Annotated in this window: 23 protein-coding genes; 9 read left to right on the top strand and 14 right to left on the bottom strand. The window is 73.1% G+C overall.

The window, feature by feature from the left end; translation table 11 throughout:
* Window positions 1-60: 60 nt before the first annotated feature.
* On the bottom strand, window positions 61-405 hold the full coding sequence (locus ACWGPE_RS14635; protein WP_452048974.1) for a hypothetical protein: 345 nt from the start codon (window positions 403-405) through the stop codon (window positions 61-63).
* Window positions 406-499: 94 nt separating this feature from the next.
* Between ACWGPE_RS14635 and ACWGPE_RS14630 the strand changes: the two genes are divergently transcribed.
* The gene (locus ACWGPE_RS14630) at window positions 500-1,504 is read left to right on the top strand and encodes an LLM class F420-dependent oxidoreductase (protein WP_452048973.1); all 1,005 of its coding nucleotides are present in this window, start codon (window positions 500-502) and stop codon (window positions 1,502-1,504) included.
* A 93-nt stretch (window positions 1,505-1,597) separates the two neighbouring features.
* On the opposite strand, the gene ACWGPE_RS14625 is transcribed toward ACWGPE_RS14630, so the two are convergent.
* Window positions 1,598-2,128 carry a hypothetical protein gene (locus ACWGPE_RS14625; protein WP_376930588.1) on the bottom strand — a complete coding sequence of 177 codons (531 nt, stop codon included), beginning with the start codon at window positions 2,126-2,128 and terminating at the stop codon, window positions 1,598-1,600.
* Window positions 2,129-2,275: 147 nt separating this feature from the next.
* Window positions 2,276-2,545, bottom strand: coding sequence for a glutaredoxin family protein (locus ACWGPE_RS14620; RefSeq protein WP_275505287.1), 270 nt, complete (start codon window positions 2,543-2,545; stop codon window positions 2,276-2,278).
* Between the two features lie 127 nt (window positions 2,546-2,672).
* Between ACWGPE_RS14620 and ACWGPE_RS14615 the strand changes: the two genes are divergently transcribed.
* Window positions 2,673-3,131, top strand: a complete 459-nt coding sequence (locus tag ACWGPE_RS14615; protein ID WP_231429821.1) for a PPOX class F420-dependent oxidoreductase — start codon at window positions 2,673-2,675, stop codon at window positions 3,129-3,131.
* Between the two features lie 33 nt (window positions 3,132-3,164).
* Here the strand turns inward: ACWGPE_RS14615 and ACWGPE_RS14610 are convergent, their stop codons facing one another.
* Window positions 3,165-6,845: a TM0106 family RecB-like putative nuclease gene (locus ACWGPE_RS14610; RefSeq protein WP_452048972.1), complete on the bottom strand. Its 3,681-nt coding sequence runs from the start codon at window positions 6,843-6,845 to the stop codon at window positions 3,165-3,167.
* Window positions 6,846-6,969: 124 nt separating this feature from the next.
* Here ACWGPE_RS14610 and ACWGPE_RS14605 point away from each other — a divergent pair, with 124 nt between their 5' ends.
* Window positions 6,970-7,365, top strand: a complete 396-nt coding sequence (locus ACWGPE_RS14605; protein ID WP_275505288.1) for an MmcQ/YjbR family DNA-binding protein — start codon at window positions 6,970-6,972, stop codon at window positions 7,363-7,365.
* A gap of 73 nt (window positions 7,366-7,438) precedes the next feature.
* On the opposite strand, the gene ACWGPE_RS14600 is transcribed toward ACWGPE_RS14605, so the two are convergent.
* Window positions 7,439-8,080 (bottom strand): TetR/AcrR family transcriptional regulator, encoded by a 642-nt coding sequence (locus ACWGPE_RS14600; RefSeq protein WP_275505289.1) that lies wholly within the window; start codon window positions 8,078-8,080, stop codon window positions 7,439-7,441.
* 122 nt (window positions 8,081-8,202) lie between these two features.
* Between ACWGPE_RS14600 and ACWGPE_RS14595 the strand changes: the two genes are divergently transcribed.
* Window positions 8,203-9,237 carry an agmatine deiminase family protein gene (locus tag ACWGPE_RS14595; protein WP_452048971.1) on the top strand — a complete coding sequence of 345 codons (1,035 nt, stop codon included), beginning with the start codon at window positions 8,203-8,205 and terminating at the stop codon, window positions 9,235-9,237.
* On the top strand, window positions 9,234-10,961 hold the full coding sequence (locus ACWGPE_RS14590; RefSeq protein ID WP_452048970.1) for an amidase: 1,728 nt from the start codon (window positions 9,234-9,236) through the stop codon (window positions 10,959-10,961). The genes ACWGPE_RS14595 and ACWGPE_RS14590 overlap by 4 nt, the downstream gene beginning before the upstream one ends.
* On the opposite strand, the gene ACWGPE_RS14585 is transcribed toward ACWGPE_RS14590, so the two are convergent.
* The 4 genes from ACWGPE_RS14585 to ACWGPE_RS14570 all read right to left on the bottom strand — a co-directional run bounded on the left by ACWGPE_RS14585 (window position 10,958) and on the right by ACWGPE_RS14570 (window position 15,677).
* Window positions 10,958-11,518 carry a hypothetical protein gene (locus ACWGPE_RS14585; protein WP_452048969.1) on the bottom strand — a complete coding sequence of 187 codons (561 nt, stop codon included), beginning with the start codon at window positions 11,516-11,518 and terminating at the stop codon, window positions 10,958-10,960. The two genes, ACWGPE_RS14590 and ACWGPE_RS14585, sit on opposite strands and share 4 nt — an antisense overlap.
* A 472-nt stretch (window positions 11,519-11,990) precedes the next feature.
* Window positions 11,991-13,721, bottom strand: coding sequence for a molybdopterin-dependent oxidoreductase (locus ACWGPE_RS14580; RefSeq protein ID WP_452048968.1), 1,731 nt, complete (start codon window positions 13,719-13,721; stop codon window positions 11,991-11,993).
* A gap of 115 nt (window positions 13,722-13,836) precedes the next feature.
* Entirely contained in the window at window positions 13,837-14,544 is a 708-nt protein-coding gene (locus ACWGPE_RS14575; RefSeq protein WP_376930581.1) for an alpha/beta hydrolase family protein, read from the bottom strand.
* Entirely contained in the window at window positions 14,541-15,677 is a 1,137-nt protein-coding gene (locus ACWGPE_RS14570; RefSeq protein WP_231429830.1) for a DUF2207 domain-containing protein, read from the bottom strand. The genes ACWGPE_RS14575 and ACWGPE_RS14570 overlap by 4 nt, the downstream gene beginning before the upstream one ends.
* A 101-nt stretch (window positions 15,678-15,778) precedes the next feature.
* On the opposite strand from ACWGPE_RS14570, the gene ACWGPE_RS14565 reads away from it, so the two are divergent.
* Window positions 15,779-15,997 carry a hypothetical protein gene (locus ACWGPE_RS14565; RefSeq protein WP_231429831.1) on the top strand — a complete coding sequence of 73 codons (219 nt, stop codon included), beginning with the start codon at window positions 15,779-15,781 and terminating at the stop codon, window positions 15,995-15,997.
* Between the two features lie 73 nt (window positions 15,998-16,070).
* On the opposite strand, the gene ACWGPE_RS14560 is transcribed toward ACWGPE_RS14565, so the two are convergent.
* From ACWGPE_RS14560 to ACWGPE_RS14550, 3 genes are all read right to left on the bottom strand, one after another.
* The gene (locus ACWGPE_RS14560; protein WP_452048967.1) at window positions 16,071-18,998 is read right to left on the bottom strand and encodes an aminotransferase class III-fold pyridoxal phosphate-dependent enzyme; all 2,928 of its coding nucleotides are present in this window, start codon (window positions 18,996-18,998) and stop codon (window positions 16,071-16,073) included.
* A gap of 127 nt (window positions 18,999-19,125) precedes the next feature.
* A complete protein-coding gene (locus ACWGPE_RS14555; RefSeq protein ID WP_231429833.1) occupies window positions 19,126-19,404 on the bottom strand; it encodes a helix-turn-helix domain-containing protein in 279 nt (92 codons plus the stop codon).
* A gap of 168 nt (window positions 19,405-19,572) precedes the next feature.
* The gene (locus tag ACWGPE_RS14550; RefSeq protein ID WP_452048966.1) at window positions 19,573-22,242 is read right to left on the bottom strand and encodes a LuxR C-terminal-related transcriptional regulator; all 2,670 of its coding nucleotides are present in this window, start codon (window positions 22,240-22,242) and stop codon (window positions 19,573-19,575) included.
* A 70-nt stretch (window positions 22,243-22,312) separates the two neighbouring features.
* Here ACWGPE_RS14550 and ACWGPE_RS14545 point away from each other — a divergent pair, with 70 nt between their 5' ends.
* Window positions 22,313-22,648, top strand: coding sequence for a DMT family transporter (locus tag ACWGPE_RS14545; protein ID WP_275505293.1), 336 nt, complete (start codon window positions 22,313-22,315; stop codon window positions 22,646-22,648).
* Between the two features lies 1 nt (window position 22,649).
* On the opposite strand, the gene ACWGPE_RS14540 is transcribed toward ACWGPE_RS14545, so the two are convergent.
* Complete coding sequence (locus ACWGPE_RS14540; protein ID WP_231429836.1) at window positions 22,650-23,678, bottom strand: FUSC family protein; 1,029 nt, start codon at window positions 23,676-23,678, stop codon at window positions 22,650-22,652.
* A 78-nt stretch (window positions 23,679-23,756) separates the two neighbouring features.
* Here ACWGPE_RS14540 and ACWGPE_RS14535 point away from each other — a divergent pair, with 78 nt between their 5' ends.
* Entirely contained in the window at window positions 23,757-24,695 is a 939-nt protein-coding gene (locus tag ACWGPE_RS14535; protein ID WP_452048965.1) for a 5'-3' exonuclease, read from the top strand.
* Between the two features lie 73 nt (window positions 24,696-24,768).
* On the opposite strand, the gene ACWGPE_RS14530 is transcribed toward ACWGPE_RS14535, so the two are convergent.
* Window positions 24,769-25,179, bottom strand: a complete 411-nt coding sequence (locus tag ACWGPE_RS14530; RefSeq protein WP_231429838.1) for a hypothetical protein — start codon at window positions 25,177-25,179, stop codon at window positions 24,769-24,771.
* Window positions 25,180-25,238: 59 nt separating this feature from the next.
* Between ACWGPE_RS14530 and ACWGPE_RS14525 the strand changes: the two genes are divergently transcribed.
* Window positions 25,239-26,438, top strand: coding sequence for a fumarylacetoacetate hydrolase family protein (locus ACWGPE_RS14525; RefSeq protein ID WP_231429839.1), 1,200 nt, complete (start codon window positions 25,239-25,241; stop codon window positions 26,436-26,438).
* Window positions 26,439-26,442 lie beyond the last annotated feature (4 nt).

Raw genomic sequence — 26,442 nt, 5'->3', positions numbered from 1 at the left:
CCTCGGGGCCGGCCCCGAGGCATCCGTCGTGTCGTGGTCGCGCGCCGCAGGGGCGCCGGCTCAGCGGAACGCGGGAACGCGTTCGCGCAGCGCGAGCCGGAAGCCCTCGCGCCAGCGGAACCGGATGATGATCTCCTTGGCGTGGAGGTCCTCGATGATGGCCTCGACGGGCACCTCGGTGAGCACTCGCGGGCGCGGTTCGCCCGGTGCGGTCTCGCGGAGTTCGAGCCACAGGCTCTCGGGGTGGGCGACGACGCCCGGGTTGGCGGCGACGAGTTCGAGGTGCCAGCCGTGGCTCGGGGCGAGCCCGTGGCCGGTCACGCGGATGAGGCGCGCGTCGCAGGTCTCGACGACCGTGGCATCGAAGTCGGAGGCGGAGTAATCGCAGTGGAGCTGACCGTTCATTGGGCCGACGGTACGCCTCGACCCGGACCGCGGCCTCAGTGCTGACGCTGAATCCCGGAACGGGCTCGCCCCCGGATGCTCATAGGCTGACGGAATGCGATTCGGAATGTTCGTACCTCAGGGATGGCGCTTCGACCTCGTGGGCATCGACCCCGCCGAGCACTGGGCGGTGATGAGCGACGTGGCGTCCTTCGCCGACCGCGCCGACTCGCCGTTCGAGTCGATCTGGGTCTATGACCACTTCCACACGACGCCCGAGCCGTCGCCGACCGAGGCCACGCACGAGGCGTGGAGCCTCATGGCCGCGTTCGCCGCGTCGACCTCCCGCGTGCGCCTGGGCCAGATGTGCACGTGCATGAGCTACCGCAACCCCGCCTACCTCGCGAAGGTCGCGGCGACGACCGACCTGATCTCGGGCGGCCGCGTCGAGATGGGCATCGGCGGCGGCTGGTACGAGCACGAGTGGCGCGCATACGGTTACGGCTTCCCACCCGTGCCCGAGCGGCTCGGGCGCCTGCGCGAGGGCGTCGAGATCATGCGCCAGGCGTGGACGACCGGGCAGGCGACCCTCGACGGCCGGTACTACCAGGTCGACGGAGCGATCGCGCAGCCGAGGCCGCTGCAGGCCGGCGGCATCCCGATCTGGGTGGCCGGCGGCGGCGAGCAGGTGACGCTCAAGATCGCGGCGACGTACGCCGACTACACGAACTTCACGGGTTCGCTCGAGGAGTTCGCGCACAAGGACGACGTGCTGCGCGGCCATTGCGAGGCGATCGGGCGGGATGCCTCGGCGATCACCCGCTCGATGAACTTCAACACCGTGGTCGGCTCGTCGACGGCGGATGTCGCGGCCCGCCTCGCCCGCATCGAGGAGCGGCTCGTTCCGCACCTGGGCGCCGACGGTGCCGCGAAGGCCGTCGAGAGCTACTACGTCACCGCGCCCGGCGCGCTCGTCGGCACGCCCGACGAGATCGTCGCGAAGCTCGAGCAGCGCCGTGCGGTGGGGCTCGACTACGCGATCCTCTACGCGCCCGAGGCGGCGTACGACCGCTCGGGGCTCGAGCTGTTCGCCGCTGAGGTCGTGCCGGCGCTGCGCTGAGCGGGCCCCGCGTAGTTCAGGACGAGCCGGGTCACGGGTGCGTACGCGAGCGTGAGATCGCGCTCGTCCTGAATTCTGCGGGCGGCGCCGCGGTCAGGCGTTGAGTGCGGGCTTCAGCGGTCGTGTCCGGACGTCGGCGCCTGCGACGCTGATCGTGATGCCGTGCGCCTCGATCGGCACGGCGATGAGGTCGCCGACCGCGAGGTCGCCGGGCAGTTCGAGCGGCGCGAGCGCGAGGCGTCCACCCGCCGCGAAGCGGACCGAGACGGGCGCCACGCGCGCGGTCGACGCGCGACCGAGGAGGCGGGCCTCCGCCCAGTCGGGGCGATGGGGTCCGAATCCGGCGTCGAGCTCAGCCTCACGGCGGCCGCCGACGGTCGAGATCGCGCGCACGGCGGCGAGCACGACGCCGAGGTGCCGCGTGCGACCGACGCCTCCGGTGCGCGCCGGGGCGGGATCCAGGTGCGCGAACGGGGTGCCGTCGCGTTCGGCGAGGCGGAGCATCGAGAACCCGCCGACGATGACATCGGTCGTCGTGACGCGGGTGCCCGCGGGCCAGTGCTCGGGCGCGATCGGATCGGGGATCGAGCGCCGCAGCGTCGGCAGCAGGCGCGTGAGCGTCATGCGTGGCACCGCGAGGTCGAAGGCATGTCTCCGTTGTACGCCGGGTCGGCCGGACGTGCGCGATTGTTACGCGACCCGAACGGCGTGCACGCGGGAACTCACGCGTTGCTCACGGCGATCCCGGCTCGGGTGTCGCCCCGCAGCGAGTTACGCGGCGAGTTCCTCGTCGAGCTTCGCGCCGAGCTCGGCGTCGGTGGGCTCGGTGAAGTGCGTGCCGTCGGGGAAGACGACCACGGGGATGTTCGTGCGGCCCGAGATCGACTTCGCGATGTCGGCGGCCTCGACGTTCACCTCGAGGTCGACGTACTCGTAGTCGACGCCGCGGGCGTCGAGCAGTCGCTTCGAACGGCGGCAGTCGCCGCACCAGGCGGCGCCGTACATGGTGATGCGGTCGGGGTGCGCTGCAGAGGAAGTCACGTGCATACCCTACGCAGGAACCCTCTGCGATATTCCCGAGCGCGGCGTGCGGCCCGCTCGACGGATGTTCCGCGTCTTCGGCCGTCATCGACGGAATGCCGCGACGCCGAACCGGGTTCGCCCTGACATGACGAAGAACGCCGGACCCGTGCCGCTCACCGAGGCCGAAGCCTCCGACCTGCTCGCCGCCCAGAACTTCGGCGTGCTCGCCACGCTGAAGCGCGACGGGCAGCCGCACCTGACGACGATGCTCTACGGCTGGGATGCCTCGGCCGGCGTCGCGCGCTTCTCAACGACGAGCACCCGGCTCAAGGCGACGCATCTCAGGCGCAACCCGAGGGCGACGCTGCACGTCTCGGCCGACGACCATTGGTCGTACGCCGCGGTCGAGGGACTCGCCGAAGTGTCGGCGCCGACCGTCGAGCCCGGTGACGCGGTCGGGCGGGAGCTGCTCGCGCTCGTGCCGGAGGCCGCTCGCCCCGCGGACCCCAGCGACTTCTTCGACGAGGCGGTCGCGGAGGGCCGGGTCGTCATCCGGCTGCGAGCCGAGCGCCTGGGCGGCACCCGCCTCGACTTCGGGAACTGAGCGGCGCAGAGACCGTTCCGCGCGGAGCGCTGCTCAGCTCACGACGCTCGGCTCGGCCACTCGCGGCTCGAGGGGCGCCGCGCGGGAACCGCGTGCGTCGACGAGCCGCATGAAGGCGCTGAGCTGCGCGACGCCCTCGGCCCGGTGCGGCAGCCCGTCGAGCAGCCCGGGGGAGTACACGAGATACGCCGCCCACTTGGCTCGCGAGATCGCGACGTTCAGCCGGTTCTTCAGCAGCAGGAACTCGAGTCCGCGGGGCGCGCTCGCCGCCGAGGATGCCGCGAGCGAGACGATCGCGACCACCGCCTCCTGGCCTTGGAACTTGTCGACCGTGCCGACGGGGACGTCGGCGAACCCGGCCGCGTCGAGCGCCTCGCGCACCGTGCCGAGCTGGGCGTTGTAGGGCGTCACGACGATGAGGTCGCGCTGGTCGAGCGGTCTCGGCGGCGACATCGCGGGCCCGGTCGGCGAGTCGGTCGCGTCGGTCCAGTCGCGGCCGATGAGCGAGCGCACGAGGTGCACGACCGCGTCGGCCTCTTCGGGTGAGAAGGTCGAGTTGCCCTCGTGCTCGACGGGGATCGGCGTGACCCCGGGCGCGACGCCTTCGAGCGCACGACCGGCCGCCACCGGGTGGGAGCGCAGTTCGCCCTCGTACGACAGCCGTGACACCGGCGCCGCGACGGCGGGGTGCATGCGCCGGCTCTCGGCGAGGAAGTAGCCGTACTCGGGCGGCAGCACGTCGTGGCCGTCGGCGACCCAGCCGAGCGCCGAGGCGTTGACCGGCTCGGGATGCAGCGCCTGGCTCACCTGCGGCAGCTGCTGCGGATCGCCGAGCAGCAGCAGCCGCTTCGCCGACACCGAGACGGCGATCGTCGAGGCGAGTGAGAACTGCCCCGCCTCGTCGATGACGAGGAGGTCGAGCGAGGCTCGCGGAATGCGTCGGACGTTGCAGAAGTCCCATGCCGTGCCGCCGATGACGTACCCGCCGGGGCGCTCGGCGGCGAAGGCCGCCACGTCGTCTTTACGGGCGAGTGCCGTGAACCCGTGCCGGTCGGCCTCGCCGGCGTCTTTCAGGTGCTTCGCGACGAGGTCGCCGTCGAGCCCTGCGGTGTTCACGACCGAGTCGAGCACGTTCTCGACGACCGAGTGGGACTGCGCGACGACGCCGATGCGCCAACCGTGGTCGCGCACGAGCGCGGCGATCACATGGGCGGCGAGGTAGGTCTTGCCGGTGCCGGGCGGGCCCTGCACGGCGAGGTACGAGCGTTCGAGGCGCCGCACCGACTCGACGACGGCGGACTGGTAGTCGTGCGCGGCGTCGAGCGGCGCGAGGCCGCCGATCGCGCGCGGCGGACGCCGCCGCAGGATGTCCATCGCGGGGTCGAGCGGCAGCTCGGGCGCGCGCCCGGGAATCGGGGCGGCCCACTCGGCGATCGCGTCGCGCAGCGCGTCGGCGCGGGGCGGGGCCCCGGGGGCGATCGCGAGGGGCAGGTCGCGCCACGTGATGCCGGGATGGCCGCGCTCCTCGACGCGCACGCCCGCATCGGTCACCTCGACCACGGTCGCGTTGGACCACGCGCGCTGGCCCGGCCGGGTCGACTGCGACGGGAACGGTGCCGGCCAGTCGTAGAGCAGGAAGACGTCGCCGCCCACGCTGAACCGCGAACCCGGTGCGATCCGCCCGTCGAGCAGCAGCTCGCGACGCGCGCTGTTCCACCGGGGCTCCTCGTACCAGTTGCCGATCGCGCGCGAGCGCGCCGGGTCGACGACGAGCACGTCGCGGTGCTCCTCCCAGCTCTCGATGGGCTGGTCGCAGCGCAGGTAGTGCGACCACCAGAAGCTCTTCGCCTCGCGGGCGTGGTAGTCGATCGCCGCCGAGGCGAGCGCGAGGGCCTCGGTGTCGGCGTCGCGACGCGCGGTGCCGATCGCGGTCGCGACACCGCCGGCCCTCGCCGCGGACCGCACGGCCCGCTCTTCGCGATCGCGTACGAGCGACTTGAGCTGCAGCGCCAGCGGCGAGGCCTCGTAGATCTTGCCCTCGGCGCGGTCGGCCAGGAGCGACGCCGCGACCGGCCGGACGCCCTCGCGCGCACCGACCGCGAGCAGCCAGTCGCGCAGGCGCAGCGTCGACACGCAGTCGTACCGGTTGTAGTCGGCGAGGTCGTCGAGGATGCGCGCTGCCTCGGCCGCGGCATCCGCAGCCTCGACGGGCGATGCCGGGCCGATCGCCAGTGCGAGCGCCTGCAGCTCGCCCGCGCGCACGTACTCGGTGATCGAGTCGGCGCCGGACTTCACGTCGGCCTCGCGGAGCTCGGAGCCCATGTACAACGGCTCGAGCTTCTTGATCGAGTACGAGCGGCTGCCCACGCGCACCGCGCGCTTCACGATCGGGTAGAGGTCGACGAGCACGCCGTCGGCCAGCAGCTGGTCGACCTCGGCCTCGCCGACGCCGTGCCGGGCGGCGATCGACGTCAGGTGGGTGCGCTCGTAGCTCGCGTAGTGGAAGATGTGCAGGTCGGGATGCACCTGCCGACGCAGCTTCACGAACTCGAGGAAGCGCTCGAGCGCGACGCGCTCTTCGGCGAACGAGTGCGCCCAGAACGCCGTATAGGTCTCGGAGTTGTCGACCATGCCCCAGAGGTAGTCGAGGTTCCACTTCGTGCCGTCGCCCTCGGTGTAGAGCGGGTCGCCCTCGAAGTCGAAGAAGAGGTCGCCCGGGCTCGGCTCGGGGATCGCCGCGATCGCGCGGGCATCGCGCACGCCGACGGGCGGCGGCAGCGGCGGGTCGCCCTCGCGCCACGCGCCCGACGCGACGGCCTCGGTCGCCTCGACCTCGGCCCGCAGTTGCAGGCGGGCCTGGGCGCGGAGGTTGTCGAGCGTCGCCTCCATCACGTGCGGCACGGGATCGTGGGAGGCCGCGAGGGCGTCGATCGTCGTGATGCCGGCCGCGGCGAGGGGCTCGCGCTGGGTGACGCGCAGCCCGCCGACCATGAGCACGTCGCGGTTCGCCTGCACTTCGAGCTCGCAGGTGGGGCACCGGCCGTCTTGCGTGTAGAGCGGGTCGCCCCAGGCGACCGGGCCGGCGTCGGCCACGCGGTCGGCGACGATGCGCTGCAGGCGTCCGATGCGTTCGCGGTAGACGGGCAGGATGTCGTCGAGCCGGTGCGCGCTCACCGAACCGTCGCCGAGCAGCAGCTCGACCGTGTCGTCGAGCGGCACGCCGAGCCGCGTGAGCTGCTCGGCGTAGGCGGCGAGCTGCAGCAGGGCGGTGACGCGCGCGTGCCGGGCGAGCTTCGAGTCCTGCACCCGGTACCGGCCGTCGGGCTGGCGCACGATGAAGTCGGCGAAGCCGATGAACCCCTGCCCCGGCACGGGCTCGTCGGAGAAGGTCGCCTGGAACACGACCGGCGCACCCGCCTCGAACGCCGCGATCGTGGCGTTCGTCGCCGCGGCCACCGCCTCGGCGTCGCGCACGTCGGGTCGATCGATCTCGACGACGCCCGGCCCGAACTCGGCGCGGTACCGCTCGAGCACCCGCAGTTCGTGCGCGTCGCCGAGCTCGCCGGCACGGCGCAGCATCGGGTCGTCGAGCGGGGCGAACAGCGTGTCGCGACCGAGCTTCACGTCGAGCTCGCGCAGGAAGGCGAACTCGCAGTCGCTCGCCTTCTTGAGGTCGCTCGCACTCGTCACGACGATGCCGTTCAGCAGGTACATCGTGCTCCTCTCGCCGGGCGTGCTCCCAAGGTAGCGTCAGCGTGCGACATCGGTCGGGCGAGCGAGGCGGCTCGAGTGGGCCCGGGGGATGCCGCGGCCGACCCCGCGGCGTAGGGTGACGCCCATGGCCGACTGGGAGCTGCTGCGGCGCCTCGCGCTCGCGCTGCCCGACACGAGCGAGGCGGTGAGCTGGGGCTCGGCGCACTGGCGCGTGCACGGCAAGGGGTTCGTGTGGGAGCGGCCGCTGCGCAAGACCGACCTCGCGCACCTCGGCCTCGACGAGCAGCCCGGCCCGATCATGGGGGCCCGCGTCGAGGATGAACACGAGAAGCTCGGGCTCATCGACGAGGATCCCGATGTGTTCTTCACCATTCCCCACTTCGACGGGTGGCCCGCGATCCTCGCGCGGCTCGACCGCATCGGCGACGAGCGGCTCGCCGAACTCGTCGAGGAGGCGTGGCTCGTGATGGCACCGCCGAAGCTCGCGCGGGCACGGCTCGACGGGCGGTCGGTCGAGTAGCGAAGCGGACCGGCACAGGCGGGGCCGTGGTCTCGATACGGCGCTGCGCGCCTGCTCGACCGGCGAGTCGCGCCTACTCGACGACCGGAACGTGGGACCCGAGCGCACCGCGCGCGAGCCCGAGCATGCCCTCGACCGCGTGCGCGGTCAGCTCGCCGCGGTGCGCCGAGTCGCCCCAGCGCACGAGTGCCTGGGCGTTGAGCCCGTCGACCATGCCGAGGAGCTGCCACGCGACGCCCGAGGCGTCCGTCGTCTCGAAGTCGCCCGAGCGCACGCCCGCCTCGATGACGCCCTGCAGCACCGACTGCCAGGCGTCCATCTGCTCGCGCACCGCCCGGGCCAGGCTCTCGTTGCGCCGGCCGAGGGCCCAGGCCTCGACCCAGACCACCGTGACGTCGTCGCGGGTACCGTCGAGCACGGTGCGGATGATGCCGCTGAGCTGCGCGCGCGGCCCGTCGAGCGTTGCGACGAGACCCTCGACCTCGGCGATCTCGGCGCCGACGACGGTCGAGAAGGTGCTCGCGATGAGCGACTCCATGCTCGGCACGTAGTGGGCGACGAGGGCGGGGGCGACGCCGGCCCGCGCGGCGACGGCGCGCAGGGTGACGGCCGCGAGTCCCTCTTCGAGCGCCAGTCGGTGCGCGGCCCGGGCGATGTCGCGGGTGCGCTCGTCGGGCGACTTGCGGGCGGCGCGGGGTCGGGTCGGCGTTGACATGATCACCCATTGTAGGTAATCTCGCAGCAATATTGATCATTTGGTCAATAAAGGCGGCATCCGCATCGAACGCGAAGACCGCACGACGAACGAACCGCACCATCTCGAAGGGGAGACCACGCATGGCCTGGCGCATGCCGAGTGAGACCGCACTGCACGAGCGCACCTGGATGGCGTTCCCCCGTGAGGGGTTCACCCTCGGCGAGGAACTCGCCGAGCGCGAGCAGGGCTACGCAGCGTGGACGGCCGTCGCCCACGCCGTCGCCGAGTTCGAGCCCGTCACGATGGTCGTCGACCCGACCGAGCTCGACCGCGCCCGCCGCATGCTGAGCTCGGAGATCGAGATCGTCGAGGCCCCGCTCGACGAGTTCTGGATGCGCGACTTCGGCCCCACCTTCGTCGTCGACGACGAGCGCCCCGGCGTGCTCGGTGCCGTCGACTGGACGTTCAACGGCTGGGGCGCCCCCGAGTGGGCCGAGTGGCGCAAGTCCGCCGAGATCGCCCGCTTCGTCGCCCCGCTCGTCGGCGCCGAACTGGTGTCGAGCGTGCTCGTCAACGAGGGCGGGGGCATCCACGTCGACGGCGAGGGCACCGTGCTCGTCACCGAGACCGTGCAGCTCGACCCGCGCCGCAACCCCTACGCCGACAAGGCCCGCGTCGAGGCCGAGCTCGCCCGCACGATCGGCGCGACCAAGGTCGTGTGGCTTCCGCGCGGCCTGACCCGCGACTACGACGAGTTCGGCACCAACGGCCACGTCGACATCGTGGCGACCATCACCTCGCCCGGCAAGCTGCTGCTGCACGCGCAGCAGAACCCCGACCACCCCGACTACGAGGTCACGCGCGAGCTGCGCGCGGTGCTCGAGCAGGCGACGGATGCCGCGGGGCGGCGCTTCGAGATCGTCGACATCCCCGCGCCCGAGACGCTGCGCGACGAGGAGGGCTTCGTCGACTACAGCTACGTCAACCACCTGGTCGTGAACGACGGCATCATCGCGTGCGGCTTCGGTGAGGAGCGGGCGGATGCCGCGGCTCGCGAGATCCTCGAGGCCGCCTATCCCGGTCGGCGCGCCGTGACGGTCGACTCGCGCGACATCTTCGCCCGTGGCGGCGGCATCCACTGCATCACCCAGCAGCAGCCGGCTGTGGCCCGATGAGCGGGTTCGACGTCGTCGAGGCGCCGATCGAGCGCCTGCGCGCCGCGCTCGAGGCGGGCGAGACCACCGCTGTCGAGCTGCTCGACGCGTATCTCGCGCGCATCGCCGCCTACGATGCGTCGGGCACCGAGACCGCGCTCAACGCGCTGGTCGTCATGAATCCGCATGCCGCGGCCGAGGCCCGTGCTTCCGACGAGCGTCGCTCGCGCGGCGAGGTGCTCGGGCCGCTCGACGGCATCCCGTACACCGCGAAGGACAGCTACCTCGCGAAGGGGCTCACCGCGGCCGCCGGATCGCCCGCGTTCGAGCACCTCGTCGCGCAGCGCGACGCGTTCACGATCGAGCGGCTGCGCGCCGGCGGCGCCGTGCTCATCGGGCTCACGAACATGCCGCCGATGGCGAACGGCGGCATGCAGCGCGGCGTCTACGGCCGGGCCGAGAGCCCGTACAACGCCGAGTGGCTGACGAGCGCGTTCGGCTCGGGCTCGTCGAACGGGTCGGGCACCGCGACGGCGGCGTCGTTCGGCGCATTCGGCCTGGGCGAGGAGACCTGGTCGAGCGGGCGCGCGCCGGCGTCGAACAACGCGCTGTGCGCGTACACGCCGTCGCGCGGCGTGATCTCGGTGCGCGGCAACTGGCCGCTCGTGCCGACCATGGACGTCGTCGTGCCGCACACCCGCACGATGGCCGACCTGTTCGAGCTGCTCGACGTCATCGTCGCCGACGACCCCGAGACGCGCGGCGACTTCTGGCGCGCACAGCCGTGGGTGCGGATCCCCGCGTCGTCCGCGGTGCGACCGGCGTCGTATCCCGCGCTCGCCCCGGTCGACGCGTCGGCGGCTCGTGCCGCGCTCGCCGGCAAGCGCATCGGCGTGCCGAAGATGTACATCAACGCCGACCCCGAGGCCGGCACGAACCCCGACGGCGGCATCGGCGGTCCGACCGGCGAGCGGGTCGAGACGCGCGAGTCGGTCATCGAGCTGTGGGAGGCCGCGCGCCGCGACCTCGAGGCGGCCGGCGCCGAGGTCGTCGACGTCGACTTCCCGGTCGTGACGAACTACGAGGGCGACCGCCCCGGAGCGCCGACGGTCAAGACCCGCGGGCTCGTCAGCGAGGAGTTCCTGAAGTACGAGATCGTCGACCTGTCGGCGTGGGCGTGGGAGGACTTCCTGCAGGCCAACGGCGACCCGGCCCTCTCGACGCTCACGGGCGTCGAGGGCGCGACGATCTTCCCGCAGCCGCCGGGCGCGCTGCCCGACCGCTACACGGGCTTCGACGACGACATCGCCGAGTATCCGGCGCAGGTGCGCGAGCACCCGTATGCGTCGTTCACCGAGATCCCCGAGCTCGAGGCGGGCGTGCGCGGCCTCGAGGAGACCCGCCGCATCGACCTCGAGCAGTGGATGGACGGACTCGGCCTCGATGCCGTCGCGTTCCCCGCGGTCGCCGATGTCGGCCCTGCCGACATGGACGTGAACGAGGCCTCGGCCGACCTCGGCTGGCGCAACGGCGTCTGGGTCGCGAACGGCAACCTCGTGCCGCGCCACCTCGGCATCCCGACCGTGACGGTGCCGATGGGCACGATGGCCGACATCCGCATGCCGGTGGGCCTCACCTTCGCGGGACGTGCCTACGACGACACGGAGCTGCTCACGCTCGCCGCCGCCTTCGAGGCGACCGGATCGCGCCGCACCGCGCCGCCGCGCACGCCCCGCCTGGGCTAGGTCGAGGATGCCTCGGGCTCGACGCCCCTCGCCCACTCGGTGAGGGGCGTCGATGCTGCTCGGGCGCGCTCGAGCGCCCGCTTGTCGAAGAGTTCGAGTCGCGTCGCCGACTCGACGTGCACGCGCGTGCGGAGCAGCTTCGACGCGATGCGCTCGAGCGCGTACGCCTCGCCGCTGCCTCGATGCAGCGCGGTCGTGACGAGCAGCTCGAGCGGACGTGGCGGCACCCACGGAGCGTCGTCGTCCTCGTCCTCGGCGCCCTCGGCTTCGGCCGGCCCGTGCTCGGCGGTGTCGCCCAAGTGGATCAACCGGATGTCGGTCGCCTCGCGCTTCGCGAACACGCGGATCAGCTCATCGCGCCGGAGCGCGAGCCGATCGGCGACCGGCAGTTCGTCGAACGTGACCCGCCCGTCGATCCTGACGATCGATCCCCGACGCGCCGCGTACTCGGTGATCGCATCCGCGACGACGTAGGTTCGCGTGCTGTCGAGCAGGTAGGCGAGATCGCCGATCGCTCGGTGGGTCCCGTCGTCGACCCGGATCGTTCGCGTCGCCATCTGAAGCTCCTCGGTGGTGGTGGTGGTGGTGGTGGAGGTGGTGGTGGCGGTCGTCGCGTCGACTGGCGACCAACGATTCGCCGACCGTGTGGATTTGTGGACTTGTGGACGACCTGCGTGTGCATTTGTGGACTTGTGGACGACCTGCGTGTGGATTTGTGGACTTGTGGACGACCTGCGTGTGGATTTGTGGACTTGTGGACGACCTGCGTGTGGACTTGTGGACGACCTGCGTGTGGATTTGTGGACTTGTGGACGACCTGCGTGTGGATCTGTGGACTTGTGAACAGGCTCTCGGGAGGGATGCTCCCACCGCGCGGGGTGCCGCGTCGCACGCGACGGCTCATCGTCGACCGGACGCTCCGGTCCGGGGCTGGGGAGGACGAGTGCGGGCGGGGAGGAATGGCGATGGGTGCGACGGAGGGCCGGCGCGAGTGGCGCCGGAGCGCAGCGACGTCTCGTACCCCGCGCGTCAGCGCACGTCGACGGTGATCTCGTGCAGGCCGGTGGCGCCGTCGGGCACGACCGGGCGTTCTTCCGCGGTCTGCAGCTCGCCGTCGGCGCCGGTCGCGCGTACCCGCAGCGTGTGGCTTCCGGACGAGGCATCCGGCCATGCGAAGCGCCACTGCACCCAGGTGTCGTCCGAGATCGCGGTGGCGAGTTCGGCCGGCCGCCACGCGCCCTCGTCGACCTGCACCTCGACGCCTTCGATGCCCGTGTGCTGGTGCCAGGCGACACCGGCGACGACCACGTCGCCCGCCTCGACCGACTGTCCGCGCCGCGGCACGTCGATGCGCGACGAGAGCTTGATGGGGCCGTGGTCGCTCCAGCCGCGGTCGGTCCAGTACGCGCGCGCCCGGTCGAATCGCGTGACCTCGAGGTCGACGACCCACTTCGTGGCCGAGACGTAGCCGTAGAGGCCCGGCACGACCATGCGCACCGGGAAGCCATGCTCGATCGGCAGCGGCTCGCCGTTCATGCCGACGGCCAGGATCGCGTCGCGGTCGTCCTGCAGCACCTCGATCGGCGTCGAGGCCGTGAAGCCGTCTGAGCTGCGCGAGAGCACCATATCGGCGTCCGGGAGCGGGCGCGCACGGGCGAGCAACTCGCGGATCGGGTAGCCGAGCCAAACCGCGTTGCCGATGAGATCGCCGCCGACCTCGTTCGAGACGCACGCGAGCGTCGTGACGCTCTCGGCGAGGGGAAGGGCGAGCAGCTCGTCCCAGGTGAGTTCGAACTGCTGCTCGACCATGCCGTGCACGCGCAGCTTCCAGTCGGCCGGGTCGAGCACGGGCACCGCGAGGGCCGTGTCGATGCGGTAGAAGTCGGCGTTCGGGGTGATGACCGGGGCGAGCCCGTCGATGCCGAGGTCGGCGCCCGGCGGCACGGACGCCCTCGAGGCCGGCGTCGGCAGCCTGATCGCCTCGCGCACCGCCGTCACCGCCCGCCCGCCGGCCTGGATCGCAGCACCGCCGATGGCGGCGAGCGCGCCGATCACCGCGGCGCCACCCGCCCAGCCGAGGAACGCCCGTCGCGTCGTGCGGGCCCCCGAGGCGGGGACGGATGTCTCGCGAGTGGTGGCTGGGGTGGCGGGGGCGAGTGCCTCGTGCGGGGTGGTTGGGGCCGTGGGGGCGGGCGTCTCGCGTGCGGCGGATGGAGTGGCGGAAGCGGGCGTGTCGCCTGTGGCTGCTGGAGTGGCGGAAGCGGGCGTCTCGCCTGGGGCGGTCGAGGCGGGGCGCCGCGACGTCTCGACGCCGGCGACCGCGGCGAGCCGTCGCACGAGCACCCGCAGCGCCACCACGGCGGCCGCGCCCGCGACGAGCGACGGCACGACCGCGAGCATCGGCGCGTTCGCACGCGTCGCGGCGGCGACCGCCCCGGCGACGCCGAACACCGCGAAGACCGCGCTTCCCCACGGCGGCTGGCGTGACTCGAGGACGCCCGCACCGCACGCCGCGACGAGCAGCACGAGCACGATGCCGGTGACGAGGGCGAGCTTGTCGGCGGTGCCGAACAGGGCGATCGCGGCGTCCTTCGCCCACGGTGGCGCGAGATCGATCAGCGCGGACCCGATGACGACCACCGGCCCCGACTCGGGTGCGATCACCGCGGCGACGAGTTCGCCGAGGCCCGCGCCGAAGACCGCCGCCGCGGCACCCGCGGCCGCGGGGAGGAGCCATCCGGTCGACCGTGCGTCGCCCATGAGGCCAGCGTACGCGGCGGGGCAGGGTGCGCGCCGGGTCTTCGCCGTGGTCGCGAAACGGTGCTGCGCGCCGAGTCGACGGACGGAGCTGCGGTCTCGATACCGCGCTGCGCGCCTACTCGGCCGACGGGGCGTGCGCGCGCACGAACGAGGCCGCGCGCTCCGCGAGCGACGCACCGATCTCGGCCGCGGGGCGCTTCGCGCCCTTCACCTCGAACGAGTGGTTGGCCCCGTCGATCCACTCGACGACGGCGTTCGGCCCCACCCGCTCCGCGACCGCGTCGAGCTGCTCGTTCGGAATCGCGAACGGGTCGTTGCGCCCCTGCAGGAACAGCATCGGCATCGTGATGCCCGGCAGGTGCTCGTCGCGCGGCTTGTCGGCCTTGCCCGGTGCGTGCAGCGGGTACCCGAGGAACACGAGCCCCGAGGCATCCATGCCCGAGGCGACGGCCATCGAGGCCATGCGCCCGCCGAACGACTTGCCCGCTGCCCAGACCGGCTCGCCCGCACGCCCGGCCTGCACGGCCAGCTCGCCGGCGACCCCCATGACCGTTCGCCACGCCGCGATCGCGGCGGGCGGCCGGTCGGGGAAGCGGCGTCCGGCCTCGCGATACGCGAAGTTGAAGCGCAGGGTCGAGAATCCGTCGGCGTTCAGCGCCCGCGTGAAGCCCGACATGAACGGATGATCCATGCCCGCGCCCGCGCCGTGCGCGACGACGATCGTGGCCGAGGCATCGCCGCCGGCCGGGCGGGCGTAGACGCCCGAGACCGCGGTGCCGTCGAGGTCGATCGAGATCGCCTGCTCGAGGTCGGTGAGGCTCATGAGCCCAGCCCTTCGAAGATGCCGCCGATGCCCTCGATCACCGAACCGGTGCCGTCGACGAGGTCGCCGACCACGGCGGTCAGCTCGAGCACGCCGCCCGCGGCGTCGATCGCGGCGGCCACCTCCGCGGTGACGTCGACGAGGTCTCCGAGCGTGTCGACGTTCGTGTGCGCGAGCGTGTCGGCCTCGAGGCGGAGCTTCGCGAGCCACTCCCGTTCGAGGCCGAACAGCACGGCGTACGGCAGCAGGCGCTCATGCAGGTGGAAGCGCTCGAGCTGCGCGGATGCCTCGGGGTCGGCGCCGATCGACGGCCCGCCGCCGATCGACCCGGCCGGGGCGTCGGCGCGGAGCTCCGCTCCGCTCGGCGACTGCAGCACGCGGAGCCGGTCGGCCTCGGCGACCTCGAGGTAGCGGCGAAGTCCGGCGAGGTGCTCGCGATGCGGGAGCGACGGCGGCAGGTACCGTCGCCACGAGGCCGGGGTGACGAAGATCGTCGCGATCGTCACGGCCACGGCCGCGAGCGTGGCGAAGAACGCGGTCCAGTCGCCCGCGATGAGCGTGAACACGAGCAGCAGCGCTTCGACGAGCATGCCGAGGTAGGCGAGCACGGTCAGGGTCGTGCCGGGCCAGGTGACGCGCCGGTCGCCGACGAGTCCCTCGCGCGCGAGCGCGAGCTCGGTGAACGTCATGAGCGTCTTCAGCCGCCCGGCCAGCGCCCTGCGGTCGGCCGAGAAGCGGCGCAGGCGTGCGCCCGTGTGCTCGGGGCCGAACAGCACCTCGAGCAAGGCGGTGTCGGCGGTGGTGAGCCGTGCGCCGTCGGTGAGCTCCACGCCGATCGGCTCCCGGGAGCGGGAACCGGACGCGCCGCCCGCCGTGCCCGCAGCCGACGCGCCCGCCGTGCCGGCGATGAGCCGCACCTTGCGCTTGACCGCGAGGTCGATGAGCGCCGCCGCGGCGGCCCGCTTGTCGGCGTCGGCGAGCACCGCATCGCGGAGCAGCGTCGTGCCGCGCTCGGGCGCGTACTGCACGACGCGGGCCGTCACGGGCTGCGCGGCGAACGCGCGTGCGACGAGCCCGAGCACCAGGATGAGGCACGCGGGCACGATCGCGAGCAGGATGACGGCGGTGAGCACGCGCCCAGTCTAGGGATCATCGAGTTCCCGGCCGAGCGGTCGGAAGGCGACGCGCGGGCCGGCTGCCGGGGATGTCGGCGGGGCGGCGTAGCTTGACTGCCATGACGAACCAGCTGCAGACCGAAGCCCCGCGCGAGGCGCTCGACGAGCCGTGCCCCCGGTGCGGTTCGGCCGCCGTGCGTGCGATCGTCTACGGCCCGCTCGACCTCGCGGTCGAGGCCGAGACCGTCGACCCGTTCCTCACCGATGACGCTCCGATCTTCGACTGCCGCGACTGCGGGTTCGAGTGGGGCCTCGCCGTGCGCGACCTGCTCGCCTGAGCCGCAACCGTCGGTCGAGTAGCGCGCGACGAAGGAGCACGCGTATCGAGACCACTCGATCGACCGGCGACCCCTACCAGCCTTCGCCGAGCACCCGGTCGAGCATCTCGACGAAGAACTCGGCCGACTCGGGTTCGACGCACAGCGGCGGCTTCGTCTTCAGCACGTTCTGGTGGTCGCCCGTGGGCTGCATGACGACCCCGAGCTCGAGCAGCCGATCGCAGATCGCGCGCGTCTCGTCGGTCGCCGGTTCGAGCGTCTCGCGGTCGCGCACGAACTCGACGCCGAGGTACAGGCCGAGACCGTGCACGGCGCCGATGAGCGGGTGCCGTTCGGCGAGCTCCTCGAGCATCCGCTTGAGGTAGGCGCCGGTCGACGCCGCGTTCTGCTGCAGCCCCATCTGCTCGTACGCGTCGAGCACCGTGAGCCCGGCGATCGACGAGGCCGGGCTGCCGCCAGTCGACGAGAAGAAGTACCCCTGCGTGCGGAACCGCGCCGCGATCTCGCGCGTCGTGATCACCGCGCCGAGCGGATACCCGTTGCCCATCGCCTTCGCGACGGCGACGACGTCGGGCACCACGCCCTGCTGCTCGAAGCCCCAGAACCACTCGCCGAGGCGCCCGTAGCCGGCCTGCACCTCGTCGGCGATCGCGAGCCCGCCCGCCTCCCGCACGGCGGCGTACACCTCGGCGAGATAGCCGTCGGGCAGGGGGATGCCTCCGGCGTTGCCGTAGAACGTCTCCGCGATGAACGCGGCCGGGGGCCGGCCCGAGTCCGCGAGCTCGCGGATCCGCGCCGCGGCCTCGGGCGCGTAGCGCGCGGCATCCGCCCCTCGGTACCGGCCGCGGAACGAGTTCGGCGCCTCGACGGCGTGCACCCAGTCGGGGCGCGTCTCGAGCGCGTTCGGGTTGTCGGCCGTCGAGGTCGAGACGGCGTCGGAGCCGTAGGTCCAGCCGTGGTAGGCCTCGAGCACGCTCACGACGTCGCGCCGGCCGGTCGCGGCGAGCGCGACGCGGATCGCGAGGTCGGCGGCCTCCGACCCCGAGTTCACGAGGAACACGGTGTCGAGCGGATCGGGCAGGAGTCCGGCGAGCCGCTCGGAGAACTCGACGACCGCCTCGTAATTGAACCGCGAGTTCGTGTTGAGCCGGCGCAGCTGCCGGTGCACCGCGTCGGCGAGGCCGACGTGGCCGTGACCGAGCGGCGTCACGTTGTTGACCATGTCGAGGTAGACGCGCGCGTCCGTGTCGGCGAGGTGCTCGCGCCAACCGCGCTCGATCTGCGGCGGGGCCTCGTAGTAGTGCTCCTGCACCTCGGCGAAGGCCGCGTTGCGCCGCCCGATGAGCGACTCGCGGTCGGTCGAGTCGGCGCGCGGCGCCGTATCGAGACCCAGCATCGGCGCCGGATCGAGCGTCACCGCGAGCCATCCCGCGGCGTACTCGGGCCGCACGAGGTGCGGCGTGCCGGCGCGGCCGAGCCGCACCCGGACGCGCGTGCGCGCGGGCACGATCCAGTCGCCGTCGGCGTCCTGCGTCGCACCCTCGACGACGAGGTGCTCGGATGCCTCGAGCCGTCGCGGTTCGGCGTACCAGACGTCGATGCCGACCGGCACCGTCGCGGGCGAGGCCTGCGAGAGGGTGCGGCTCGCGGTCAGCCGGGGCGTGCCGCGGTCGAGCCAGGCCGCCGACGCACCGGCGTCGAGGGCCTCGAGCGCGAGTCGCGCCTCGAGCGCCTCGCCGTCGAGCCACGCACCGCCGTCGGCGGCCTCGGCGAACACCGACACGTCGAGCCGCGCCGGCGAGGCGGTCGCAGTCCCCTTCGAAGATCTCGGCGGGAGCCGGTGCTCGCGTGCGGGCCCGTCGTGCGTTCGTGCGCCGAGATCGACCTGCGGCGAATCGTGAACCCCGAGCGCATCGGCGATGACCGCCGTCATCACGTCGGCCGGCACCGAGGTCGCCTGCTCGAAGATGCGCCATTCGCGGTCGAGCGCCGACCGCGCGTAGTCGTTCGACTCGCCGTCGAGCTGCACCTGGTGCTCGCCGCTCACGACGAGCACGGCGCCACGCAGCACGACGAGCGGCCAGAGCGCGGCGACCTCGGCGGGTGCGAGCGGGCGCAGCGCGTGGAACGCGCGCACCGCGGGCAGTACCGAGACGGGTTCGGCGCCGGCATGGTGCAGCACCGACGAGATCGTGATCGCGAGCTCGCCGACGGCCCAGCTGCGGGTGACGTCGCCGAAGTCGATCATGCCGTCGGGCATCCGCCGGCCGCCCTCGACGCGGCAGACCACGTTGTCGTCGGTGAGGTCGAGGTGCACCGCCTGCTGCGGCAGTTCGTCGGCGAGGGCGGCGACGGTGCGCCAGGCCTCGCGGGCGGCGCCCTGCACGAGCTCGCGCCGGTAGTGGTCGGGGTGATGCGGCGCGAGCAGTTCGACGACGCGGTCGGCGAAGCGCGGATCCCACTGCAGCGCCCGGTCGAGCCCGGCGTGGTCGAGGTCGGCGAGCGCGAGGCTCGCCGTCGCGGCGAGTTCGCCCATGCGGGCGACGACTGCGGGGGCGAGATAGGCGTCGCCCGTGAGCGTGCCGCCGCCCAGGAACTCGAGCAGTCGCACCGCGAGTGGTCCCGCGCTCGTGTCGGCGACGACGGAGCGCGGCCGCCCGTCGGCGTCCTTCGTGGTCGTCGCGACGCGGACGCCCGCCATTCGACCGCCCGACCCGTCGGCGATGCGCTCGGCCGCGGCATCCTGCGCGGCGAGCTCGGCCGCCGTGAAGGCGGGGTTCGTGATCTTCACGACGCCGAGGGGGGCGCCGCCGTCGGCGGCGGCGTCGGCCGCGGCATCCCGAGCCAGGAAGTTCTGGTCCTGCTGGCTGCCGAGGGATTCGAGTTCGACGTCGAGCCCCCACTCGGCGGCGACGATGCCGCGCACCTCGTCGACCGGCAGCGCCGGCGCAGGCAGCTCGCCGACCGAGAAGAAGTCGAATCCGGTCGGTTCAGCGGTCATCGTCGGCCCTCTCCTGCGTGGCGCTCGCGGCGTGCTCGTCGTGCGGCGGATGCGGGGCGCACGAACCGGCCCCGTGGCATCCGCTTACGACCCTAGACGCCCGCCGCGGTTGACGCGCAGACCTCGTTCACACCGCCGCCCGCGCCCACACGACGGCGGCGATGACGCGCCGATTCTCGTCGGGGCAGCGCAGCAGTCCGAGCTTCGAGAAGATCGAGCGCACGTGCGACTCGACCGTGCGCTCCGAGAGGAAGAGGCCGGCCGCGATCGCGGCGTTCGAGGCGCCGCACGCGAGCGCGCGCAGCACGGTCAGCTCGCCGGCGGTGAGCGAGGCGAGGTCGGGTACGCGGGCGTCGATCCAGTCGAACTCCGCATTGGTGGTGTCGGGGGCGAGTAGCTGCCGCATTGGGGCACTCCTTCGGGGTGCGGCAACCCTCGGCGAGGCGCGACCGTCGGGCAACGGTCGTACGGGGAGCCGGCTCGTCGAGGTGCTCGCCGACAAGATTACGGATGCCTCGTGCCGGCGCCCTACGTAGTCGGGTACGTAAATCGGGGCGATGCGCTCGCGGCGTCGTCAGCCGCCGTCGGCGAGGTCGCGCAGTTGGGCGCGCCCCTCGACGCCGAGCTTCGCGTAGATGCGATGCGCGTGCGCCTCGACCGTGCGCGTCGAGAGCCCGAGGCGCACGGCGATCTCGCGGTCCGAATGCCCGCCGGCGATCAGGGCCGCGATCTCGCCCTCGCGTTCGCTGAGATCGGGTCCGAGGCTCGCCCGGGCGACGGCGATCGTGTGCAGCCGGCCCGTCGTCGACTCGATGCCCCGCACCCGGAGCCGCGAGGCGGCGGCCCGCCCGCCGCGACCGGCCGTGGCCCAGTGCACGGCGGCCTGGGCGGCCGCGTCGGTTGCGGTGATGAGGTCGCCGTCGGCCTCGAACGCCCGCGAGAGCTCGTCGAGCTCGGCCGCGTCGCCGCGATCCCACGCGTCGGCGTGCCGGGGCGCGAGCCGCGCGCGGGGTCCGTCGAGCTCGTCGGCGAGGTCGCTGACCCGGTCGCGGAGCCCGTGCGCCCCGTGCCGCACCGCGTCGTGCAGGGCACGGAGGGCCAGCGCCGGGGCATCCTGCTCGATCGCGAGGTCGGCCGCCGCCACCGCGCCGGCCGCGGCCTCGGCGGCCCGGCCGGCGGCGGCGTCGATCAGCGCCGCGACGCGCTCGAGCTGCGGCAGCCGGTAGCGGAACGCGGGCGACCACTCGGCCCGCGCCCGCTCGAGCGCGCGTCGCGCCCGGCGGAGGTCGCCGCCGAGGGCCTCGCCCTCGGCGAGGTCGACGAGGTTGAGCGGCGACCAGCCGGTGTGGTCGTGGCCGCCGATCGCAGCCTGCGCCGACGTGAGGGCGACGAGCCCCTCGGCGATGCGGCCGCTGCGCACGAGGGCGCGTCCGGTGAGGTTGAGCAGCCGGCTGTCGAAGGGCGGGGGTGCCTCGCGATCGTCGGCGAGCACCCGCTCGGCGAGGTCGGCGGCCTCGCCCATGCGCCCGGCGAGGTGCAGGGCGAGCAGGTGCGCGTCGAGCAGCACGGTGCGCAGCACGGCGGCGTCGTAGCCGCCGCGGGCCGCCGCATATCCCGGCTCGGCGACCGCCGCGACCTCGTCGCTGCGGCCCGCGCAGGCGAGCGCCGTGACCCGGGCGATCGTCGCGAACGCGATGGCCCGGCCGCTGTGCCCGGGATGCGCGAGCGCCGCGTCGGCGAGGTCGAGCGCGTGCGCCGGATGGGCCTGGAAGGCGTGCTCCCATGCGAGCATCGCCGCGAGCTCGGCGCGGTCCCCGTCGTCGGTCGCCGCCGCTCGGGCCGCCTCCGTGCGCGCGATCGCGCCCTCGGGGTCGCCGAGGACGAAGAACCGGTTGCCGGAATCGACGATGAGCGCGTCGACGGGCGGCCGCTCGGCATCGAGGAGCGGCGCGAGCATCGCGGCGGCCGCCTCGCCGTGGCTGCGCAGCGACAGGGCGTAGGCGGCGAGCGTCGTCGCCGCGGGTGGTCCGCCGTGCTCGGCCGACGCCGTGGCGAGCCGCGCGGTGAGGTCGAGGTCGAGGCGCGCGAACGCGGTCGCCGCCGCTTCGAGGTGGAGCGCGGCGTCGCCGCCGCCGTTCGAACCGTCGGCCTGGAGACTCAGCAGCGAGCGGGAGACGATGTCGAGGTCGACGCCCGTGTGCTCGACGGCGTCGAGGATGCGGCCGCGGAGCCGGCGCGCCCGGAGGGGGCCCATCGCGGCTCGGCGGGCCTCGGCGAAGAGCGGGTGCGCGGCCCGCAGCGTGATGAGGTGCCCCGGGTCGTCGATCGCCGCGACGATCACGCCGCGCGCCTCGAGCTCGTCGAGCAGGCGCACGTCGGCGCTCGGCACGGCCTCGATGATCGCCGCGAGGGGGAACGGCTCGAGCAGCGAGACGGCGTCGAGCACCTCAAGCCGGGTGTCGTCGAGCCCGATGAGCGTCTGCTCGATGAGCGCGCCGAGTTCCGCGGGCAGCGGGCTCGCGGGGTCGGGCACGAAGGGGAGTGATGTCGCCGGTTCGTCGGCGTCGTCGGCGAGCCCGCCGGCAGCCTCGTCGTCGCCGCCGGCGGCGAGGGCGTCGCGCCAGTCCTGCGCGATGTGGGTGATGTACAACGGGTTGCCCTGGCTGCGCTCCCACAGCCGGTGCGCGGCGACGGCCTCGAGCGGCCGTTCGAGGATGGCCGACGCGAGCCGGCCCGTCGCGGCCTCGTCGAGCGGGTGCACCTCGATCCGTTCGACGAGGTCGTCCTTCCAGAGGTCGACGATCACGTCGGGCAGCGGCGCGGGCGTGCGGGCGGTGAGCACGAGACTCGTCTGCGGGCGACGGGCGAGGGTCTGCACGAGCAGCGCCGACATCGGATCGAGCGCGTGCACGTCGTCGACGAAGACGGCGGTCGGCCGGTCGCCGGGGCTGATCTCGGCGGCGAGCTGGGCGAGCAGTGCGAGGGTGTCGTCGCCTTCGCGCGTGTACGCGGCGAACGCTCCGAGCGGCTGGTGCTGCGCCGTGCGGCTCGCGGTCGCCCAGACCGCCCCGAGCCGGTGCCGGCGCACGAGCCGGTACAGCTCGCGCGCGATCCGTGTCTTGCCGATGCCGGGCGCACCCACGAGCAGCGCCCCGCGACGCCGCTCCGACGCGGGCGATTCGACGAGCCGGCGCGCCACCCGCGAGAGCTCGTGATCCCGACCGACGATCGGCCATCCGTCCACGGGTTCATCATGCTCCTCGGCCGGGGCGGGCGATAGGGGCGCGCCCCCGGCCGCATGCGAGCATGGCTGCATGGCATGGGTCTACCTGGCGCTCGCGATCGGCTTCGAGGTCGCGGCGACGAGCTTCATCGGCAAGACCGAGGGGTTCACGAAGCTCTGGTGGACGGTCGCCGTGCTCGCCGGCTACGGCGTCTCGTTCGCCATGCTCGCGCAGGCGGTGCGCGAGCTCGAGATCGGCGTCGTCTACGCGATCTGGTCGGGCGTCGGCACGGCCGCGATCGTGGCGATCGGCGTGCTCTTCCTCGGCGAGAGCCTCACCGTGCCGAAGCTCCTCGGCATCGGGCTCATCATCGCGGGCGTCATCGTGCTCAACGTCTTCGCCGGGCAGTCGGCCGCGCACGGCTGAGCTACTCCTCGAGCAGCTCGCCGCGGATGCGCCGCAGGTCCTCCATGAGCGACCCGATCAGGATCCAGTGGCCCGAGCGCGGCGGCGAGACCACGAGCGGCGCCGTGAGCGCGGGGATCGCCGACGTCATCGGCTCGGGGTCGACGTCGGCGAGATGCACGGCGAGCCGTACGTCGTGCGCGGCGCGGCGCAGCTGCTCGGCGATCGCCTGCACCGTCGGCTCATCGGCGAGCGACGGGTCGTAGTGGTCGAACGTCGCCCGTGTCATGCCGATGACCTGCGTGACGATCGGACTCAACCGCTCGATGAGCGCCCGCATCTCGGCGAGGTCGGTGCGGTGCGCCGAGCGCCGCGGGTTGAAGGTCAGCGATTCCTCGCCCGCCGAGATCGATGCGTCCGCGGCATCCCGCATCGGTCGCATGAGACGGGCCTCGAGCATCAGCTGCTGCAGCTGGGGTGCGGACTGCGGCGTCTCGAGGGCGTGCGCGAGGCGCTCGAGGGATGCCGCGAGCTCGCCCCCGAGCAGTGCGAGGTCGCGGCGGGCGGGGGCGACCGCGACCGGCGGCACGACGGCCGCGTTCACGACGATGCCGATCGCCGCGCCGATGAGCGTCTCGATCACCCGGTCGAGCGCGTACTCGGGCGACGACGAGCCGAGCGCGAGCACGAGCATCGCGCTGATCGCGACCTGGTTGGAGGTGCCCGGCGTCATCTTGAGCGCCCACGCGACGAGCATCGCGACGACGATCGCGACGAGGATGATCCAGCTGTTCTGCCCGACGGTCAACGAGATCGCCGTCGCGATGAGCACGCCGAGGATGACGCCGACCGAACGCTCGACGGCCTTGCCGAACGACTGGTTCACGCTCGGCTGCACGACGAGCAGCGCCGCGATCGCGGCGAACACGGGGAGCTGCCCGGGGATGAGCCAGCCGGCGACGAGCCACGCCGCGATCGTCGCGACCGACGCCTTCGCGACCTGCAGCAGGGGCGGGCGCTTCGAGGCGCGCAGCGTGGCGGTGATGCCCATGCGCTCCATTCTCCCCATTGAGCGCCTCCTCGACCCGCATGGTCGCCCGCGGGGGAGGTCCGTGCCATGATCGGCGGTGTGGCCGACCGACTGATGCTCCTCGACACCGCCTCCCTCTACTTCCGCGCCTTCTACGGCGTGCCCGACTCGATCAAGCGCGCCGACGGCACCCCGGTGAACGCGGTGCGGGGGCTCCTCGACATGATCGCCCGGCTCACCGTCGACTTCGAGGCGACCGAGCTCATCGCCTGCTGGGACGACGACTGGCGGCCGGGCTGGCGCGTCGCGCTCATCCCGACCTACAAGGCGCACCGGGTCGAGCGCGCGGTGCCGGGCGGCGTCGACGTGGAGGAGACCCCGCCCGGGCTCGTCAAGCAGATCCCGCTCATCCGCGAGGTGCTCGGGCTCATCGGCGTGCCGATCGTCGGCGCAGCCGAGCACGAGGCCGACGACGTGATCGGCACGCTCGCCACCGGCGCCGGGCGGCCCGTCGACATCGTGACGGGCGACCGCGACCTGTTCCAGCTCGTCGACGACGAGGCATCCGTTCGCGTGATCAACACGGCGCGCGGCATGTCGAAGCTCGAAATCGTCACCGACGCGGTCGTCGTCGGCAAGTACGGCGTGCTGCCCGAGCAGTATGCCGACTTCGCGACGCTGCGGGGCGACAACTCCGACGGCCTGCCGGGCGTCGCCGGCGTGGGCGAGAAGACCGCGGCGGGGCTCATCCAGCAGTTCGTCGACCTCGACGGCATCATCGAGGCCGCGGGGGACGCCTCGGCGAAGATGTCGGCCGGCGTGCGCACGAAGCTCGTCGCGGCCGCCGACTACCTCGCCGTCGCGCCGACGGTCGTCGAGGTCGTGCGCGACCTCGACCTGCCCGAGGTCGACGCGCACCTGCGGCCGGTCGCGGGCGACCGTCGTGCAGCGCTCGAGCGCCTCGCCGACGAGTGGAACCTCGGCGGCTCGGTGCCGCGCGTGCTCGCGGCGCTCGACTCCGTCGGGTCGGTCGAGTAGCGCCAAGCGCGCATCGAGAACGCGGCCGCGGCCCTGGCCGACGGCGCGGCCTCGAAACCGGTCGCTCCGCTCCCTACGCGACCGACGAGGCCTCGATCACCCCGACCGGCGCCCGCTCGGGCGCGAACCAGTACGGCGGAGCGGGCAGCTCGATGCCCGTCGAGGCGAGCCAGATCACGACGAACGCGTAGCAGGCGACGACGACGGCGAGTGCGCCGAGCGCGAAGGCCGCGCGCACCGTCCAGGAGGTGCGCACCCCTGCGCGCCGGTAGCGCGGCATCGCCATCGCGGCGACCCAGATCGCGGCGCACCCGAACCCCACGATCCACACCGTGCGCAGCGCATCGCCCTCGAGCGGGGCGAACAGCGCGATGACGAGCGCACCGGCGCCGAGGAGGAGGCCCGTCCAAGCGAAGAAGCGGGCGAGGCCGATGCCGCCGAGATCGTCGTCGCCGGTCCACCAGGGGCCGTTCGGGTCGGTCATGCTCCGATCGTAGGGGCGCGCCGCCGCCGGTGTTGATGCGCGCGGCCGCCGATCCTGCGATGCTCGAGTCCGTGAGCCAGGAGCCGAACCCCACCGCCGACGCCGCCGCGATGCTGCCGGTCGACGGCACGGCCGGCACGCTCGCCGGCCGCGTCTTCGATCCCGCCGTCGGCGGGCCGAGCGTCGTGGCGATCCGCGAGGCGGGCGTCGTCGACGTCAGCATGCACTTCGCGACCATGCGCGCGCTCACCGAGCTGCCCGACCCGGCCGCCGCACTCGCCGCTGCCGACGGACCCGTGCTCGGCACGCTCGCCGAGATCGTGGCGAACACGCCCGACGACGTGCGCGCCCCCGGCCGGCCGTGGCTGCTCTCGCCGATCGACCTGCACGTCGTGAAGGCGGCCGGCGTCACCTTCCCGGTGTCGATGATCGAGCGCATCATCGAGGAGCGCGCCCTGGGCGCAGCCGAGTCGGCGGCCGACGTGCGCGACGAGGTGCTCGCCGTCATCGGCGGTACGCTCGACGACCTCGTGCCCGGTTCGCCCGAGGCGGCCGCCCTCAAGGAGCTGCTCATCGAGCAGGGCCTCTGGAGCCAGTACCTGGAGGTCGGCATCGGCCCCGACGCCGAGGTCTTCACGAAGGCACCGGTGCTCTCGACCGTCGGGTCGGGTGCCGACGTGGGCGTGCTGTCGACGTCGGCGTGGAGCAACCCCGAGCCCGAGCTCGTGCTCGTCGTCGCCTCCGATGGGCGCATCGTCGGGGCGACGCTCGGCAACGACGTGAACCTGCGCGACGTCGAGGGCCGCTCGGCGCTGCTCCTCGGCAAGGCGAAGGACAACAACGCCTCGGCCGCGGTCGGCCCGTTCATCCGGCTCTTCGACGACGGCTACGGCCTCGACGACGTGCGGCGCGCGGTCGTGACCCTCGAGGTCGACGGTGCCGACGGGTTCCGGCTCGAGGCGACGAGCCCGCTCGAGCGCATCAGTCGCGATCCCGCCGATCTCGTCGCACAGACGGTCGGCGCCCATCATCGGTACCCCGACGGGTTCGTGCTCTACCTCGGCACCCTGTTCGCGCCGATCCAGGATCGCGACGAGGCCGGGCACGGGTTCACGCACCGGCTCGATGACGTCGTGACGATCCGCGAGCCCAGGCTCGGCGCCCTCATCAACAGGGTGCGCCACAGCGAGACGGTCGCGCCGTGGACCTTCGGCATCGACGAGCTCTATCGCGGCCTCGCGCGGCGCGGACTGCTCTGACCGT

This window comes from Agromyces sp. NPDC055658, from assembly GCF_053618155.1.
This window is presented reverse-complemented; position numbering and strand designations above follow the sequence as displayed.

Coding starts and splice junctions, on each gene's coding strand:
- ACWGPE_RS14635 (WP_452048974.1), bottom strand. CDS start 405: ATGAACGGTCAGCTCCACTGCGATTACTCCGCCTCCGACTTCGATGCC.
- ACWGPE_RS14630 (WP_452048973.1), top strand. CDS start 500: ATGCGATTCGGAATGTTCGTACCTCAGGGATGGCGCTTCGACCTCGTG.
- ACWGPE_RS14625 (WP_376930588.1), bottom strand. CDS start 2,128: ATGACGCTCACGCGCCTGCTGCCGACGCTGCGGCGCTCGATCCCCGAT.
- ACWGPE_RS14615 (WP_231429821.1), top strand. CDS start 2,673: ATGACGAAGAACGCCGGACCCGTGCCGCTCACCGAGGCCGAAGCCTCC.
- ACWGPE_RS14610 (WP_452048972.1), bottom strand. CDS start 6,845: ATGTACCTGCTGAACGGCATCGTCGTGACGAGTGCGAGCGACCTCAAG.
- ACWGPE_RS14605 (WP_275505288.1), top strand. CDS start 6,970: ATGGCCGACTGGGAGCTGCTGCGGCGCCTCGCGCTCGCGCTGCCCGAC.
- ACWGPE_RS14600 (WP_275505289.1), bottom strand. CDS start 8,080: ATGTCAACGCCGACCCGACCCCGCGCCGCCCGCAAGTCGCCCGACGAG.
- ACWGPE_RS14595 (WP_452048971.1), top strand. CDS start 8,203: ATGGCCTGGCGCATGCCGAGTGAGACCGCACTGCACGAGCGCACCTGG.
- ACWGPE_RS14590 (WP_452048970.1), top strand. CDS start 9,234: ATGAGCGGGTTCGACGTCGTCGAGGCGCCGATCGAGCGCCTGCGCGCC.
- ACWGPE_RS14585 (WP_452048969.1), bottom strand. CDS start 11,518: ATGGCGACGCGAACGATCCGGGTCGACGACGGGACCCACCGAGCGATC.
- ACWGPE_RS14580 (WP_452048968.1), bottom strand. CDS start 13,721: ATGGGCGACGCACGGTCGACCGGATGGCTCCTCCCCGCGGCCGCGGGT.
- ACWGPE_RS14575 (WP_376930581.1), bottom strand. CDS start 14,544: ATGAGCCTCACCGACCTCGAGCAGGCGATCTCGATCGACCTCGACGGC.
- ACWGPE_RS14565 (WP_231429831.1), top strand. CDS start 15,779: ATGACGAACCAGCTGCAGACCGAAGCCCCGCGCGAGGCGCTCGACGAG.
- ACWGPE_RS14560 (WP_452048967.1), bottom strand. CDS start 18,998: ATGACCGCTGAACCGACCGGATTCGACTTCTTCTCGGTCGGCGAGCTG.
- ACWGPE_RS14555 (WP_231429833.1), bottom strand. CDS start 19,404: ATGCGGCAGCTACTCGCCCCCGACACCACCAATGCGGAGTTCGACTGG.
- ACWGPE_RS14545 (WP_275505293.1), top strand. CDS start 22,313: ATGGCATGGGTCTACCTGGCGCTCGCGATCGGCTTCGAGGTCGCGGCG.
- ACWGPE_RS14540 (WP_231429836.1), bottom strand. CDS start 23,678: ATGGGCATCACCGCCACGCTGCGCGCCTCGAAGCGCCCGCCCCTGCTG.
- ACWGPE_RS14530 (WP_231429838.1), bottom strand. CDS start 25,179: ATGACCGACCCGAACGGCCCCTGGTGGACCGGCGACGACGATCTCGGC.
- ACWGPE_RS14525 (WP_231429839.1), top strand. CDS start 25,239: ATGCTCGAGTCCGTGAGCCAGGAGCCGAACCCCACCGCCGACGCCGCC.